Here is a 14,982-nt window from a genome sequence, read left to right on the forward strand (position 1 = left end):
CTCAGCCGGGCGGCGGTGACGGGGACAGGTGCTGGTCGGCGGCCCAGGAGGCCAGGATGCGCAGCCGCTCGTGGGTGGGCGATCCCGGCGCCGCCGTCCAGACGGTCAGGTGCTGGTCGGGATCGGTGTTGGCCGTGAGGGTGTCCCAGTCCAGGACGAGTTCGCCGACGACCGGGTGAGCGAGGGTCTTGGTGCCCACGGTGCGGGCGGCGACGTGGTGGTCGCCCCACCACCGGGCGAACTGCTGGTCGCGGGTGGACAGTTCACCGACCAGCTCGATCAGACGAGGATCCTCGGGGTATTTCGCGGCCTCCATCCGCAGCTGGGCCACGGAGATCCGGGCGGAGGACTCCCAGTCGGCGTACAGGGTGCGCATGGCCGGGTCCGTGAAGATGATCCGCGGGTAGTTGCGGTGCTTCTCCGGGACGCGGGAGAAGTCCGTGACCAGGGCCGCGGCCAGCGCGTTCCAGGCCAGGATGTCCCCGCGCCGGCCCTGCACGACGGCCGGGGTGGCGGTCAGGTCGTCCAGGACCCGCTGGAGCTGAGGCTGGACCTTCTGACGGCCGCGGCGCCGGGTGCGCGTGGTGGTTTTGCCCGCGAGCTGGAAGAGGTAGCCCCGCTCGTCGTCGTCCAGGTGGAGGACCCGGGCGAGGACGTCCAGGACCGGCGCCGACGCCTGCATGCGGCCCTGCTCGAGTCGGGTGTAGTAGTCGGTGCTGATGCTGGCGAGGTGGGCGACTTCCTCGCGGCGCAGGCCGGCCACGCGGCGGGGCCTGCCGCTGTCGGGCAGTCCGACTGTGCGCGGGCTCAGCTCCGAGCGGCGCTTCTTGAGGAATTCTCCCAGCTCATTGAGGGGAACGTTGCCGGTCATGCTTCCCAGAATGACATCGATCGCGCCTGGGGAAGGGGGGAGAATTTACTCCCAGGATGTTCCCTTCCCAGGATGGATTCCTCCGCTTTTCGCGCCTGGACCCGAGTGCGAGCCTCGACCGGGAGCAGCCGTGCCCCCAGCCCGGCTGCGGTACGTAGATCCTCGCAGTGAAGGAAGGCCCACCCATGCGCGGAGCAGTCATCCATGCCCCCGGCGACGTGCGTCTCGAGGAACTCGACCACCCGAGGATTCTCCACCCGACGGACGCGGTCATCCGCACGGTCGCCACCTGTGTGTGCGGCTCGGATCTGTGGCCCTACCGCGGTCTGGAGCCCATAGGCGACCCGCACCCGATGGGACACGAGTACGTCGGCGTCGTCGAGGAGGTCGGCAGCGAAGTCACCTCGGTCGAGCCGGGCCAGTTCGTGGTCGGTTCCTTCGCCACCTCCGACAACACCTGTGCGAACTGCCGGGCCGGCTGGCAGTCCAGTTGCCTGCGCCGCGAGTTCATGAGCACGTGCCAGGCCGAGTACGTCCGCATCCCCAACGCCCACGGCACCCTCGTCGCCACCGACGGTCACCCGGACGGCGAGTTCGTGCCCAGCCTGCTCGCCGTCTCCGACGTGATGGGCACCGGCTGGTACGCCGCCCTCGCCGCCGAGGTCGAGCCGGGCTCCACGGTCGTCGTCGTCGGTGACGGCGCGGTCGGCCTGTGCGGTGTCATCGCCGCGAAGGAGCTCGGCGCCGAGCGGATCATCGCCATGAGCCGTCATGCGTCCCGGCAGGAGCTGGCCGTGGAGTTCGGCGCCACGGAGGTCATCAGCGAGCGCGGCGAAGAAGGCATCGCCCGCGTCAAGGAGCTGACGAACGGCATCGGCGCGGATTCGGTACTGGAGTGCGTCGGCACCGCCGAGGCCATGCGGCAGGCCCTGCACTCCGCCCGGCCCGGCGGCAACGTCGGCTTCGTCGGTGTCCCGCACGAGGTGGCCCTCGACGGCGAGGAGCTGTTCTTCTCCCACGTCGGCCTGCGCGGCGGCCCCGCCCCGGTGCGCCGCTACCTGCCCGACCTGATCGAACGCGTACTGTCGGGGCGGATCAACCCGGGCAAGGTCTTCGACCTCACCCTGCCGCTGGAGAAGGTCGCCGAGGGCTACCAGGCGATGGACGAGCGCCGGGCGATCAAGGCCCTGCTCAAGCCCTGACCCCGTACAGCCGTCGCCGGGCCGGGCCTCTGCCGGCCTGCCCCGTACAGCCCCTCGCCGGGCTCTGCCGCCCCGACCCAGACACCCCACCGCGGGGCCGGGCCTCCGCCGCCCGGCCCCGGACGCCCCACGAAGGACCTCTCATGACCACCTTTGCCCTCGTCGGCGCCGGTCCGGGCCTCGGGCTCGCCACCGCCCGCCGCTTCGGAACCGCCGGCCACAGCGTCGCCCTCGTCTCCCGCAACGCCCGGCACCTGGAGGAACTGACAGCCGAGCTCGCCGGTGACGGCATCCGGGCGCGCGGGTTCACGGCCGACGTCCTGGATCCCGCGTCCCTCACCACGGCCCTGGGCACGGCGGCCGACGCCCTCGGGCCCGTCGAGATCCTCCAGTACAGCCCCGTGCCCCGCGCCGACTTCATGAGGCCTGTCCTCGACACCGGCGCCGACGACCTCGACGCCCCGCTGTCCTTCTCCGTCAAGGGTCCTGTCACCTGCGTGAACGCCGTCCTGCCCGGGATGCGCGACCTCGGCCGCGGCACCCTGCTGTTCGTCAACGGCGGCACCGCCGTACGCCCCCACCCCGACCGGGCCGGCACCTCGATCGCCTTCGCCGCCGAGAGCGCCTACGCCCGCATGCTGCACGACGCGCTCGCCCCGGAGAACATCCACGCCGCCCAGTTGATCATCCCGGGCGCCATCCGCCCCGACGCCGAGCACAGCAGCCCCGTGGTGCTGGCCCGGCGCCTGTACGACATCCACGTCGCGCGCGACGGCTTCCGGCACTTCGCCGAGCCGCTGCCCGAGTGACTCCGGGCAGGCGTCGTGGTTCCGTCCGCCCTCCGTCTCCGCGCCCGCACGGTAGCGGTCGCCGTGGTGCTGCTGACGGTGACCGCGTGCACTGACGACCCGCCTGCGGCCACCCCCTCTTCCACGTCCTCGCCGTCCTCCCCCGCCGCCGGGGCCCGGCAGACGCCGACGGCCCAGGCACCCGCCGCACCGTCCTACAGGAACACCGCCATGACCATCCGGCTCACCGTCGACGGCCACGCCGTCGACGCCACCCTGAACGACAGCGCCGCCGCCCGCGACTTCGCCGCCCTGCTCCCCCTCACCCTGGACCTCAGTGACTTCCACGGGACGGAAACGGGTCGCCGACCTGCCCCGCAGGCTGGACACCTCAGGGGCGCCGGACGCGGCCGAAGGCAAGGCGGGGGACCTGGCGTACTACGCGCCCTGGGGCAACCTGGCCGTCTACTACCGGGACGGCGGCTCCCGCGACCCCGGCCTGGTCGTGCTCGGCCATCTCGCCGACGGCGCCGCCGAACGCTTCGCCACCGCCGACCACGTCACGATCGAAGCCGTCTCCTAGGGAGAACACCGCATGAACCCCACCTACGACTTCAGCGGCCAGGTCGCCCTCGTCACGGGTGCCGGCTCGGGAATGGGCCTTGCCACCGCCCGCGCCTTCGCCGAGTCGGGAGCCGCCGTCGCCCTCACCGACGTCGACGAAGCAGCGCTGAACGCGGCCGCGAAGGAACTCACCGACGCCCGCCACCAAGTCCTGGCTCTCACCTGCGACGTCACCGACGAGGACCAGGTCGCCGCTGCGGTCGACCGCACCGTGGAAACCTTCGGCCGCCTGGACATGGCCTACAACAACGCCGGCATCCAGATCCCGCCCAGCGACGCCGCCGACGAACCGGCCGAACGCTTCGACCGCGTCAACGCCATCAACCTCCGCGGCATATGGGCCTGTATGAAGCACGAACTGCGGCACATGCGCGCCCAGGGCAGCGGCGCCATCGTCAACTGCTCCTCCCTGGGCGGCCTGGTGGGCCTGCCCGGCCGCGCCTCCTACCACGCCTCCAAGCACGGCGTCATCGGCCTGACCACCAGCGCCGCCCTCGAATACGCCCCACGCGGCATCCGCGTCAACGCCGTCTGCCCCGGCACCATCGACACCCCCATGGTCAGCGACATGATCGCCAAGGGTGAACTCGACCGCGCCGAGGCCGAAGCCAACCAGCCCATCAACCGCATCGGCACCGCCGACGAGATCGCCCAGGCCGTCCTGTGGCTGTGCAGCCCCGGGGCGGGCTTCGTCGTCGGCGTCGCCCTTCCCGTCGACGGAGGCTACGTCGCCCGGTGACGACGGTCGGCGGGGGCACGTGGTGCGTGAGCAGCCCCGCCGGGGACATCAGCGCAACGCGGCGGTCAGCCGGTACCGTCCGGACGGCAGACGGTATGTGCAGACCCCGTCGGCGTGTCCCAGGAATCGCACCCCGGGCACACGGGCCAGCGGGGTGCGTCCCTCGCGGACGGTGTCGGCGGAGGTCGCCGGGAGGCTCAGGGTCGCCTCGCTGTTGGCCGGCACGGCGGCCTCGTACACCAGGGTCCGGCCCTCCTCCACGACCTCCCACCCACTTCTGATCTCGCCGTACGGCGACTCGTACGAGCCCGACACCCGCGTGATCCCGCCCGTGGGGTCGAGGTGGGGCCGGAGCAGGAAGTGCCGGAAGCCGGGGCTTTCCGGATCGGGGCTGATGCCGGCCATGTGCGTGTACATCCACTCCATGATCGCCCCGTAGGCGTAGTGGTTGAAGGAGTTCATGCTGACCGGGCCGAAGCCGGCGTCGTCGGAGTAGGAGTTCCAGCGCTCCCAGACGGTGGTGGCGCCGTTGCGCACCGAGTACAGCCAGGACGGCAGGGCGTCCTGGTGCAGCAGTTCGTACGCCAGGTCGGCGCGGCCCTCGTCGGTGAGGACCGGGGCGAGGACGTTGACGCCGAGGAAGCCGACGGACAGTGTCTTCTCGGCGTACCGGACCCGGCTGCTGTCCGGGTGCGCCGCCTTGTAGGCCGCGTCGTTGCCGATGTTGTCGGTCAAGTGCCCGAGCAGGGCGCGGCGTTGTGCCTCCGTCTCGTAGAACCCGAGCTTGAGGACCCACAGCAGCGCTGTCTGGCTGTTGTCCTCCGTCTTCTCGTCGGGGTCGGCGCCCGGCTCGATCGGGGAGGCCTCGCCCAGGCTGGACTTCACCGTGACCCGGCCGTTCTCGGTGCTCAGGTACTTGGTGACGAACGCCTGCCTGATGCGCCCGAAGAGGCGCTGGTACTCCTCCGCGTCCGCCGTCCGCCCGATCGCCCGGGCCATCCGCGCCATCAGCCGCGCGGAGTAGGCGTAGTAGACGTCGCTCATGAGCTGGGCGCTGGTCTTCTGCGGTGCCAGCCAGTCGCCGGTGAGGGAGCCCTGTCCGGCGTAGGTGTCGTCGGTCTGCTCGCGGATCCAGTCCAGATAGCGGGTCATCGCGGGCCAGTTGTCCTCGACGATGGTCGCGTCGCCCGTCATCTGCCACACGGTCCACGGGACGATGACACCGCAGTCCGCCCAGCCGCTGCCGCCTCCGGGGAAGTTGTACCGGCCGCCGGGAGCCACTCCGGTGAACTGTGCGCCGTCCATGCCGTAGATGGCCTGGGAGTCGACGACGGTGTCCTGGAAGTGGCCGAGGAAGGTACCGGCGTCTGCGTTGAACAGGCCGGTCGTGGCGAAGACCTGGGTGTCGCCGGTCCAGCCGAGGCGTTCGTCGCGCTGCGGGCAGTCGGTCGGCACCCAGAGGTAGTTGCCGCGCTGGCCCCACCTGATATTGCTCACCAGCCGGTTGATGTCGGGATCGTCGGTGGTGAGGGTGCCGGTCTCGCGGATCGCGGATGTGGCGACCCTGCCGGTCAGGCCGGTGATCGTGACCGTGTCCGTCGCGGTGACGGACACATACCGGAACCCGTAGAAGGTCAGGGTGTCCTGGTGGGTCTCGCCGTGCCGGTCGCCCTTGAGGATGTATGTGCTGGTCGCCTTGGCACTGCGGAGGTTGGCCCGGTAGACGGAGCCCTCGGGGCCGTCCGCCCCGGCGCTGTCGTCGTTGAGCATCTCGCCGAACCTGAACTCGACCCGGGTTCCGGCCGGTCCGCGCAGGCCGTAGCGGGCGACGCCGACCATGTTCTGGCCGAGGTCGAAGATCGCCGTCTCGCCGCTGCCGATCGTGACGGAGGCGGAGGCCGCCCGCTCCGGGTCGGTCACCGTCCGGGCGGGGTCCACGGCGACGCGTCCCCTGCCGTTGGGGCTGCCGTCCTGGCGGCCACTCCGGTGGCGACGATGACCGACCGCGGCCGGCGGTCCCACCGCGGCATCAGGCGTGCGGTCTCGGCCGGGTAGGCGAGGAGCCGCGCGTCCGGGTACTTGTCGTCGAAGGGGACGCGTTCCACGCCCGTCCACGCGCTGTCGTCGAATCCGGGTGCCGTCCAGCCGGGCAGCTCCCTGCGGGCGTCGTAGGTCTGGCCGTCGTAGATGTCGTCGGCGCGGCAGGGGCCGGTGTCCGTGGCCTTCCAGCTCCCGTCCGGCTCGGTGACGACGGTCTGTGACGTGCCGTCGGTGTACCGGATCAGCAGCTTCGCCTTCACCGCCAGCGCGTTGCCGTCCTCCGAGTAGTACGTGCTGCCCTCGGAGACCCGGCCGTTGTACCAGCCGTTGCCCAGGACGAAGGCGAGGGTGACCGTCCGCTGTCCTGTGACGAGGCCCGTGACGTCGTACGTCAGGTAGTTGACTCGCGCGTCGTAGTTCGTCCAGCCCGGGGGCAGCAGTTCGACCGTGGCGCCGTCGTCCTGGGCAACGGTGACGTGCCGGCCGTTGACGTGGGCGTCGTAGACGCCGAGGGCCGACACGTACAGCCGCGCCTCGCGCACCTGTCGCCGGCCGCCGGTCCTGAGGGGTGTCTCGTTCCGCAGCATGGGTGCGCCGGCCGAGCCGGGGGCTTTCCCCCTCATGCCGATCCATTGCGCGCCGTCCCATCCGGACACGCCGTCGGTGCTCATCAGGCCGGTCTCGAAGGTGGACGGGAACGCGACCCCGACCGGGCGGTCCTCGGTGTCCCAGACGGTGACGGTCCAGTGGTAGCGGGTCGAGGCGCTGAGCGGCTCGCCCTCGTAGCGGACGGCGACGGAATCGGAGGACCGGACCCGCCCGCTGTCCCAGACGTCCGCGCGGGTAGTGGAGAGCTTGTCGGACGAGGTGGCCACGAGGATCCGGTACGACCCCTGGCTCCGGCCGCGGGTCGCCGACCGCATGCGCCACCCGAAGCGCGGCCTGTTCGCGTCCATGCCGAGCGGGTCGGTGCGGTGTTCGACGGTCAGTCCCCACACCGCGCCGCCTTCCGGAGCACGCGAAACGCCTTCCGGAGCGCGGGACGACTCCGCCGCGGCGCTCGTACCGCCTCCCGTGGCGCCGGCGCCTACCGGCACGGCACCGGCCGTCGCGGCGAGCACGGTCCGACGACGCACCGACGTGCTGTGCGCGCGGGGAGGACTGCCCTCTTCATGCCTCACGCCTGCTTCCCATCGATTCAGGAATCGCCTTTGGGTAACGTTTCCCAAAGGGTGCGGCCAGACGCTAGAGAGTGGCCTGAGCGAGGTCAAGAGGCCCGGCACGCTCCGGGCCGCGCAGGTGAATCGGATTGCCTTATCCAGTTGCGTGTTACGGTAGACCCGTCAACCGGATAGGGCTATCCGCATTGCGAACTGGTCCCTGCCCGCCTTCCGGACCAAGGTCTTACGAAAGGATCGCCGTGCCCAGCATCGCCATCGTCGGAGCCGGCCCCCGGCTGGGCCTGGCCGTCGCCCGCACCTTCGGCTCCCACGGCTTCGACGTCGCCCTGATCTCCCGCAGCCGCGACAAGCTCCACGACCTCGTCGGCGAACTCACCACCGAGGAGATCACCGCCGCCGCGTTCCCCGCGGACGTACTCGACCTGCCCTCCTTCTACGGTCGGCCGACGGCCACGGCAGACCAGATCTCGCCCCTCTACTGGGACCTGCACACCACACACCGCGACAAGGCCGAGCGGATCTTCCGGGGCTGACAGTGCGACCCCACGAGGGTCGGCGACCACCGGACTAGGTCTTTTGTGCCCGGTCCACTCGGCCCGAGGTCCGATCCGCCGCTCCATGACAACAACTAGCGTCCCACTCATGCGCTTAGGACTACTTGGCACCGGCAACGTCGCCCGAGCACTGGCCCACGGCTGGAGCGCCGCAGGGCACGACGTGCTCCTCGGCTCACGCCGACCCGAGGAACGGGCGGACCTCGGTCTCCCCGTGGCGAGCCTGAAGGACACAGCCGCTCACGCGGAGGTCCTCGTCAACGCCACCCCGGGAACCGTCTCCGTGGAACTCCTGCACTCCATCGGGGCAGCCGCACTGGCCGGCACCCTGCTGATCGATGTCGGGGTCGGCCTCTCCGACGACTTCTCCGAGCTCTCGCACCCCAACAGCAGCCTGGGGGAACAGATCCAGGAAGCCTTCCCCCTGACCCCCGTCGTGAAGACGCTGTGCACCATGGACTCCACGGTGATGGTCGCCCCGGGCGATCTGGACGGCCCGAGCACCGTCTTCCTCTCCGGCGACGACGCCGAAGCCAAACGGACCACCGGCCGGCTGCTCACCGATCTCGGCTGGCCCCCGTCGTCCCAGCTCGACATCGGCGGCATCACCACAGCACGCGGACAGGAGCATTTCGCCCTGCTGTTCATGGGCATCGCGGGCGGACTGGGTTCTCATACGTTCAACATCAACGTCGTCGCCCGCCCCTCCGCCTGACAGGTCGCGGCAACGTCAGCCGTCCCCGGCGGGGCGCTCCCCGTCCCCGCCCCCGGCCGTCCCGTCGTCCTCTGCCGGCCCCGGGCCCAGCAGGACCTCGATGCCCGCGCGCAGGTACCGCTCCAGCGTGGCGTCGGGCGTCGAGACCAGGGCGGGTGGGCGGATCTCGGTGCGCATCAGGCTCGTGCCGAGCATCCAGGCGGCGAGGAGTTCCGCCCGCAGGTCGGCGTCAGGGCCGCCGATGCGGGCGGCCAGGCGGTGGGAGAACACCTCCGTGAAGTCCGCTCGCAGTCGCGCCACCGCCTCGTCCCGGCCGGAGGACCGCAGCACGGAGAGCACCGGGTGCGGGAAGCCGCCCTCCCTCGGCTGCCCCATGAGCAGCGCGCAGAACCAGTCGGGGATCGCCTCGACCGGCTCGTCCAGCAGCGGCTCGAATATCTTGCGGCTGCCCGAAACGTCGTTGAACAGCGCTTCTTTCGAGCCGAAGTAGCGGTAGACGAGGGCAGCGTCCACGCCCACGTCGCCCGCGATGTCGCGCACGCTCGTGCCTTCGTATCCGTACTTGCCGAAGCGGAAGGCCGCGGCGGCCCGCAGCGCCGTACGCGTCGCCGAGGCCGAGCGTTTGTGGGCGGGCCTGCCGGCCACCGCCTTCGCCGTCTCGCCGTTCTGTACTCCGGTCACGTACCGCACCTCCGTGGTCCACGGCGCTTCCGCCATCCGCCCATGTTCCAGTGTGCGGTGACTGTCTCAAAGTCACCGACCCATGTCATCAACCGTTGACTTGCGTTCTCGCCGCATGCGATACCTGACTCAGGTCAACGATTGGTGACTTGAGTCCTCGCTCCGCCCGGGCCGTACGACGGAGTCGGCCCTTCCAGGTCCGCCCGCACGACGTGATCGAGCGCGCCCTCGCGCGCCTCTCGACCGTCGGACGCGGGCACCCCCACCGACGGGAAAAGGTGATCTTCTGTGCCTGCTCGACGCGTCGCCGTGATCGGAACCGGCTACGTCGGACTCACAACCGGCGCCTGCCTGGCCTCTCTTGGGCACTCCGTGGTGTGCGCGGACGCCGACCCGCACAAGGTCGAGCGGCTGCGCGAGGCCCGGGTGGACATCCTGGAGCCTGGTTTGCAGGAGACCGTCCGGGACGCCCTGGACGCGGCCCGGCTCGACTTCACCGGCGACACCGGGGCCGCCGTCGCCGAGGCCGACGTCGTGTTCCTGTGCCTGCCCACGCCCATGGGGGCGGGCGGTGCGGCCGACCTCGCCGCCGTGGAGGCGGTGGCCGCGCAGATCCGGGAGGTACTGCCGCCCGGCTGTGTCGTCGTCAACAAGTCGACCGTGCCCGTCGGGACGTGCGAGCGCGTCGCCGCGCTGCTCGGCCGGGACGACGTGGTCGTGGTGAGCAACCCGGAGTTCCTGCGCGAGGGCCACGCCGTCCACGACTTCCTGCACCCCGACCGGATCGTCATCGGCGCCGCCGACCGGGACGCCTCCCGGCGCGTGGCCGACCTGTACGCCGGACTGGACGCGCCGCTGGTGCTCACGGACCCCGCCAGCGCCGAACTGACCAAGTACGCGGCGAACTTCTTCCTCGCGATGAAGCTGTCCTTCGCCAACAACCTCGCCACCGTCTGCGAACGCTTCGGCGCCGACATCAACGATGTCACCGAGGGCATCGGCCGGGACCCGCGCGTCGGCTCCGCGTTCCTGCGGCCCGGACCCGGCTGGGGCGGCTCCTGTCTGCCCAAGGACACTCACGCCCTGCTGACCGTCTGCGAACTGGCCGGGGTCGACTTCCCCCTGCTGCGCGCCACCATCGAGACCAACGTCACCCACCAGCAGCAGCTCGTCGATCGGGTCGCCGCGTCCTGCGGCCGCGGCGCGGACGGCTCGCTGCACGGCGTACGACTCGGCCTGTACGGACTGACCTTCAAGGCCGGCACCTCCGATCTGCGCGACTCCCCCGCCCTCTCCGTCGCCCGGTTGCTGCGCGAGCGCGGCGCCGAACTCACCGCGTACGACCCGGCGTTGCGTGAGCAGCGGCCCGACCTGAGTGATCTGGTCGACCTCGCCGACGATCCGGTGCGGGCGGCGGAGGGTGCGGCCGCCTGTCTCGTCCTCACCGAGTGGCCGGAGCTGCGCGACCTCGACTGGGCGGCGATCGCCGCGCGCATGGCCGGCCGGGAGGTCCACGACTTCCGCAACCTGCTGGACTCGGACCGGCTCGCCCGGGCCGGGCTGAGCTGGCAGGGCATCGGGCGCGCGGAGTCACCGGCGCGGGTGGCGTGACATCGGGTCCGGTCCGTCCCCGGCTCCTCCCTCTCCCTTCCTCCCTCCGGAGAAGAATCCAAGAGAAAGGCTCACCCCATGCGGGTTCTGTGCACCACGCTCGGCAGTCCCTCCCACGGGCGTGCCCAGCTGCCCCTGCTGCGCGCCCTCGCCGAGGCCGGGCATCAGGTGCTGGTGGTCACCACCGAGGCGCTCGTCCCCGTCTTCCGTGACGACGACGTACAAGTGAGGCCCGTTTTACCGGAGTTCGATCCGCTCGCCGCGATGGGCCCGTATCTCGCGGAGCTCCAGGACACCCCCGACCTGACGGAGCCGACGAACGCGCTGACCCGGCTGCTGATGCGCAACGTGGCCGGGCCGGGAGTCAAGCCGCACCTGGACGTCCTGCTTCCTCTCGCCCGGGGCTTCCGGCCCGATCTGATCCTGCGGGACGGTATGGACATGGGCGCGGTGCTCACCGCCGAACTGCTCGGCGTGCCGCAATTGCCGACGCCTTCCGGGTTCAGCAACGTCCTGGACCCCGTCGAGGTGCTGCCACAGCTGAACGAGCGGCGCACGGAACTGGGACTGCCCGTGGGGGACGACCCGCTGTCCGTCGTACCGTACGGCCGCGTCGACTACGTGCCGCCGGCCTTCTCCTTCGCCCGGCACCTGCCCAGGACGTGGGCCTACCGGCAGACGGTGGACGTCGAGCGCGGCGGGGTGCTGCCGGAGTGGGCCGCCGGACTGCCCACGGACCGGCCGCTGGTGTACGCCGCGATCGGTACCGCCCTGCCGCAGATGCGTGAGCGCGTGGCGGACGGGCACACGCCTCTGCCGGTGAAGCTGCCGGACAGCACCGAGAGTCTGCGCGCGATCGTGGGGGCGGCGGCCGAGCTGGACGACTGCACGGTGGTCGTGTCGACGTCCGGGGTGCCGGTGGACACCGAGGGCCTGCCCGGGCACGTCCATGTCACCGAGCGGGTGCCCCAGCCGCTGCTGCTGGAGTCCGTCGACCTGTTCGTCACCCACGGCGGCTTCAACAGCATCCGCGAGGCCATGCGCACCGGCACGCCGATGGCGGTCCTGCCGCACTTCGGGGACCAGCCGGCCAACGCGGAGCGGGTGGAGAAGCTGGGCCTGGGCCGTCACATCGCGGACCGCAGCGCGGCCGGCATCGCCGACGTGTGCCGCAGACTCCTCGCCGATCCCGGGCCCCGGGCGCGGGCCCGGTCGGCCCGGCTGGCGATGCTGACGCTGCCGGAGATCGGCCAGGCGGTCGGCGACCTGGCCGGTATCGCCGGCTAGCCGCCCCTGCCCCCGGCGCGGGCCCCCTGCCCCCGGCGCGGGCCGTTCCGGAGCCCCGGGGCGGCCCGCGCCCGCGCGCCGTACCCGCCCCCACCCCCGAGGACGACACGTGACCTTCTCCGACACCCAAGAACAGGGCGCGGCCGGGGACATGCCCCCGCGGCTCAGTCACCGGCAGATCACCACCGTCATGTCCGGGCTGGTGCTCGGCATGTTCCTGGGGGCGCTGGACCAGACGGTGGTCTCGTCCGCGCTGCGGACCATCGCCGACGACCTGCACGGGCTGACCGCCCAGGCATGGGTGACCACCGCGTATCTCATCACCGCCACCATCGCGACGCCGCTGTACGGCAAGCTCTCCGACATCCACGGCCGCAGGCCCGTCTACCTCGCCGCGATCGCCCTGTTCACCGTCGGCTCGCTGCTGTGCGGATGCGCCACGTCGATCTACGAACTCGCGGTGTTCCGCGCCGTGCAGGGTCTCGGCGGCGGGGGGCTGATGTCGCTGTCGATGACGATCGTCGCCGACATCACCACTCCGCGCGAAAGGGGCCGTTACCAGGGCTACTTCATGGCCGTGTTCGGCGGCGCCAGCATCGTCGGCCCGCTGGTGGGCGGCGCCTTCGCGGACCGGGCCGACCTGCTCGGCATAGCGGGCTGGCGGTGGATCTTCCTGATCAACGTGCCGCTCGCCGCCGCGGCCGCGGTGGCGATCATGCGCGTGCTGCGCTTCCCGCACCGGCGGGTGCGGCACCGGATCGACTACGCCGGGGCGCTCGCCCTGGCCGTGGGGCTGGTGCCGCTGCTGACGGTCGCCGAGCAGGGCCGCGTCTGGGGGTGGGGCTCGTCCCGGGCCCTGTTGATGTACGCGATCGGCGTGGTGGGGCTGGCCGTGTTCCTCGTGGTGGAGCGGCGGTCGGGTGATGCCGCGCTGCTGCCGCCAGACCTGTTCCGCATCCGGACCTTCCGGCTGGGGGTCGGGCTGCACTTCGTCGTCGGTATCGGCATGTTCGGCGCGATGACGACGCTGCCGCTCTATCTCCAGCTCGTCCGTGGCATGAGTCCCATCGCGGCCGGACTGGCCACCTTGCCCACGGTCGCCGCGAACCTCGCGGTGACGCTGCTGACGGGCCGGATGATCGCCCGGACCGGCCGGTTCAAGGTCCATCTCGTCGCCGGTGTCGGCTCGTTCACCGCCGCGATGCTCGTGTTCGCCACGCTGCGCGTGGACAGCCCGCTGTGGCACGCGGCGCTCGGCATGGCCCTGATGGGCGCGGGACTCGGTGCGTCGATGCAGACGCTCACCACGCTCGCGCAGTGCGAAGTGCCCCGTACGGACATGGGCGCGGCGACGGCGTCCGTCAACTTCTTCCGCTCCAACGGCGGCACGGTCGGTACCGCGGCGTTCCTGTCGATCCTGTTCACGACGGCGGCCGGCAGCATCGCCGAGCGACTGGCCGAGGCCCGCCACGACCCGGCCTACCGCCGTCTTCTGGCCCAGCCCGACAACGCGCACGCCCTGACGGGCGTCCTCCGCCCCGGCGGCGGGGTCAACCTGGAGGACTCCGCCTTCCTGCGCACCCTCGACCCGAGCGCGGCCCTGCCGTTCCTGGAGGGCTACGTCACCTCGATGCGCATCGTCTTCCTCACCGGCGCGGCGGTGTCCCTGGCCGCGTTCGCGCTGGCGGCCTGGCGGGTTCCCGACCTCACGCTCTCCGACGAGTAGCGTCCGGAGAACGTCGTAGGACGAGGCCCCTTCTTGAGGAGGGGCCTCGTCATACTTCCGGGGGACGGGCCGGCCCCCGCTCGCACTTTCGGCCGTCCCCGGAAACGGGCATGTGGAGGGACGCCCGGCGGATCACGGGCGCAGACGATGGACGGGTCCCCGAAGCACAGTTCCCGTCAGGAGCCCCCTCGTGATCACCACACCCACCGTTCACCGTGCCACCGCGGTGGCCGCACGCGCCGAGGATCTGTCCAAGGTGTACGGACAGGGCGAGACCCGGGTGATCGCCCTGGACCACGTCACCGTGAACTTCCACCGGGGCGAGTACACCGCGATCATGGGGCCCTCGGGCTCGGGCAAGTCGACGCTGATGCACTGCGTGGCCGGGCTCGACACCTTCAGCGGCGGCTCGGTCCGCATCGGTGACACCGAGTTGGGCCCGCTCAAGGACAAGCAGCTCACGCGGCTGCGGCGGGACAAGATCGGCTTCATCTTCCAGGCGTTCAATCTGCTGCCGACCCTGACGGCCCTGGAGAACATCACCCTCCCGATGGACATCGCGGGCCGCAAGCCCGACAAGGAGTGGCTGGGCAAGGTCATCGACATGGTGGGCCTGTCCGATCGGCTGGGTCACCGGCCCGCGCAGCTCTCCGGCGGCCAGCAGCAGCGCGTCGCCGTGGCCCGCGCGCTGGCCTCCCGCCCCGAGATCATCTTCGGTGACGAACCGACCGGAAACCTCGACTCGCGCTCCGGCGCCCAGGTGCTGGGCTTCCTGCGCAACTCGGTACGGGAGTTGGGGCAGACCGTGGTGATGGTGACCCACGATCCGGTGGCCGCCTCCTACGCGGACCGGGTGATCTTCCTGGCGGACGGCCGGATCGTCGACGAGATGCTGCGTCCCACGGCGGACGGCGTGCTCGACCGCATGAAGGAGTTCGACGGCAGGGGCCGCACCAGCTGAGC

The 14,982-nt window shown here is 71.3% G+C and carries 12 protein-coding genes and 2 pseudogenes; 11 read left to right on the plus strand and 3 right to left on the minus strand.

What is annotated here, in order from left to right:
- Position 1: 1 nt before the first annotated feature.
- The gene (locus tag CP976_RS02040; protein WP_150478725.1) at positions 2-871 is read right to left on the minus strand and encodes a helix-turn-helix domain-containing protein; all 870 of its coding nucleotides are present in this window, start codon (positions 869-871) and stop codon (positions 2-4) included.
- Positions 872-1,056: 185 nt separating this feature from the next.
- Between CP976_RS02040 and CP976_RS02045 the strand changes: the two genes are divergently transcribed.
- The 5 genes and pseudogenes from CP976_RS02045 (at position 1,057) to CP976_RS02060 (ending at position 4,224) form a co-directional block, all read left to right on the plus strand.
- Positions 1,057-2,073: a zinc-dependent alcohol dehydrogenase family protein gene (locus CP976_RS02045; RefSeq protein ID WP_150478726.1), complete on the plus strand. Its 1,017-nt coding sequence runs from the start codon at positions 1,057-1,059 to the stop codon at positions 2,071-2,073.
- A 143-nt stretch (positions 2,074-2,216) separates the two neighbouring features.
- Positions 2,217-2,882: an SDR family NAD(P)-dependent oxidoreductase gene (locus tag CP976_RS02050; RefSeq protein WP_150478727.1), complete on the plus strand. Its 666-nt coding sequence runs from the start codon at positions 2,217-2,219 to the stop codon at positions 2,880-2,882.
- Positions 2,883-3,092: 210 nt separating this feature from the next.
- Positions 3,093-3,161, plus strand: a pseudogene (locus CP976_RS44445) (cyclophilin-like fold protein); the annotation flags it as partial.
- 37 nt (positions 3,162-3,198) lie between these two features.
- On the plus strand, positions 3,199-3,444 hold the full coding sequence (locus CP976_RS44450) for a cyclophilin-like fold protein (protein WP_308430041.1): 246 nt from the start codon (positions 3,199-3,201) through the stop codon (positions 3,442-3,444).
- 12 nt (positions 3,445-3,456) lie between these two features.
- Positions 3,457-4,224 carry an SDR family NAD(P)-dependent oxidoreductase gene (locus CP976_RS02060; protein WP_150478728.1) on the plus strand — a complete coding sequence of 256 codons (768 nt, stop codon included), beginning with the start codon at positions 3,457-3,459 and terminating at the stop codon, positions 4,222-4,224.
- A gap of 48 nt (positions 4,225-4,272) precedes the next feature.
- Here CP976_RS02060 and CP976_RS02065 read toward each other — a convergent pair.
- Positions 4,273-7,400, minus strand: a pseudogene (locus CP976_RS02065) (alpha-L-rhamnosidase).
- A 284-nt stretch (positions 7,401-7,684) separates the two neighbouring features.
- On the opposite strand from CP976_RS02065, the gene CP976_RS02070 reads away from it, so the two are divergent.
- On the plus strand, positions 7,685-7,978 hold the full coding sequence (locus CP976_RS02070) for an SDR family NAD(P)-dependent oxidoreductase (protein WP_150478729.1): 294 nt from the start codon (positions 7,685-7,687) through the stop codon (positions 7,976-7,978).
- An 85-nt stretch (positions 7,979-8,063) separates the two neighbouring features.
- Entirely contained in the window at positions 8,064-8,714 is a 651-nt protein-coding gene (locus CP976_RS02075; RefSeq protein WP_167537256.1) for an NADPH-dependent F420 reductase, read from the plus strand.
- 15 nt (positions 8,715-8,729) lie between these two features.
- Here the strand turns inward: CP976_RS02075 and CP976_RS02080 are convergent, their stop codons facing one another.
- Positions 8,730-9,431: a TetR/AcrR family transcriptional regulator gene (locus CP976_RS02080; RefSeq protein WP_229875879.1), complete on the minus strand. Its 702-nt coding sequence runs from the start codon at positions 9,429-9,431 to the stop codon at positions 8,730-8,732.
- Positions 9,432-9,683: 252 nt separating this feature from the next.
- Here CP976_RS02080 and CP976_RS02085 point away from each other — a divergent pair, with 252 nt between their 5' ends.
- From CP976_RS02085 to CP976_RS02100, 4 genes are all read left to right on the plus strand, one after another.
- Positions 9,684-11,006, plus strand: coding sequence for a UDP-glucose dehydrogenase family protein (locus tag CP976_RS02085; RefSeq protein ID WP_167537257.1), 1,323 nt, complete (start codon positions 9,684-9,686; stop codon positions 11,004-11,006).
- A gap of 78 nt (positions 11,007-11,084) precedes the next feature.
- Entirely contained in the window at positions 11,085-12,293 is a 1,209-nt protein-coding gene (locus CP976_RS02090; RefSeq protein WP_150478731.1) for a glycosyltransferase, read from the plus strand.
- A 109-nt stretch (positions 12,294-12,402) separates the two neighbouring features.
- Entirely contained in the window at positions 12,403-14,019 is a 1,617-nt protein-coding gene (locus CP976_RS02095; protein WP_190146951.1) for an MDR family MFS transporter, read from the plus strand.
- Between the two features lie 190 nt (positions 14,020-14,209).
- The gene (locus CP976_RS02100) at positions 14,210-14,980 is read left to right on the plus strand and encodes an ABC transporter ATP-binding protein (RefSeq protein WP_150478732.1); all 771 of its coding nucleotides are present in this window, start codon (positions 14,210-14,212) and stop codon (positions 14,978-14,980) included.
- Positions 14,981-14,982 lie beyond the last annotated feature (2 nt).

This window comes from Streptomyces coeruleorubidus (genome assembly GCF_008705135.1).
GTDB lineage: Bacteria > Actinomycetota > Actinomycetes > Streptomycetales > Streptomycetaceae > Streptomyces > Streptomyces coeruleofuscus.

Excerpts from the sequence above, each read along its gene's own strand:
- CP976_RS02040 (WP_150478725.1), bottom strand. The coding sequence starts at position 871 with ATGACCGGCAACGTTCCCCTCAATGAGCTGGGAGAATTCCTCAAGAAG.
- CP976_RS02045 (WP_150478726.1), top strand. The coding sequence starts at position 1,057 with ATGCGCGGAGCAGTCATCCATGCCCCCGGCGACGTGCGTCTCGAGGAA.
- CP976_RS02050 (WP_150478727.1), top strand. The coding sequence starts at position 2,217 with ATGACCACCTTTGCCCTCGTCGGCGCCGGTCCGGGCCTCGGGCTCGCC.
- CP976_RS02060 (WP_150478728.1), top strand. The coding sequence starts at position 3,457 with ATGAACCCCACCTACGACTTCAGCGGCCAGGTCGCCCTCGTCACGGGT.
- CP976_RS02075 (WP_167537256.1), top strand. The coding sequence starts at position 8,064 with ATGACAACAACTAGCGTCCCACTCATGCGCTTAGGACTACTTGGCACC.
- CP976_RS02080 (WP_229875879.1), bottom strand. The coding sequence starts at position 9,431 with ATGGCGGAAGCGCCGTGGACCACGGAGGTGCGGTACGTGACCGGAGTA.
- CP976_RS02090 (WP_150478731.1), top strand. The coding sequence starts at position 11,085 with ATGCGGGTTCTGTGCACCACGCTCGGCAGTCCCTCCCACGGGCGTGCC.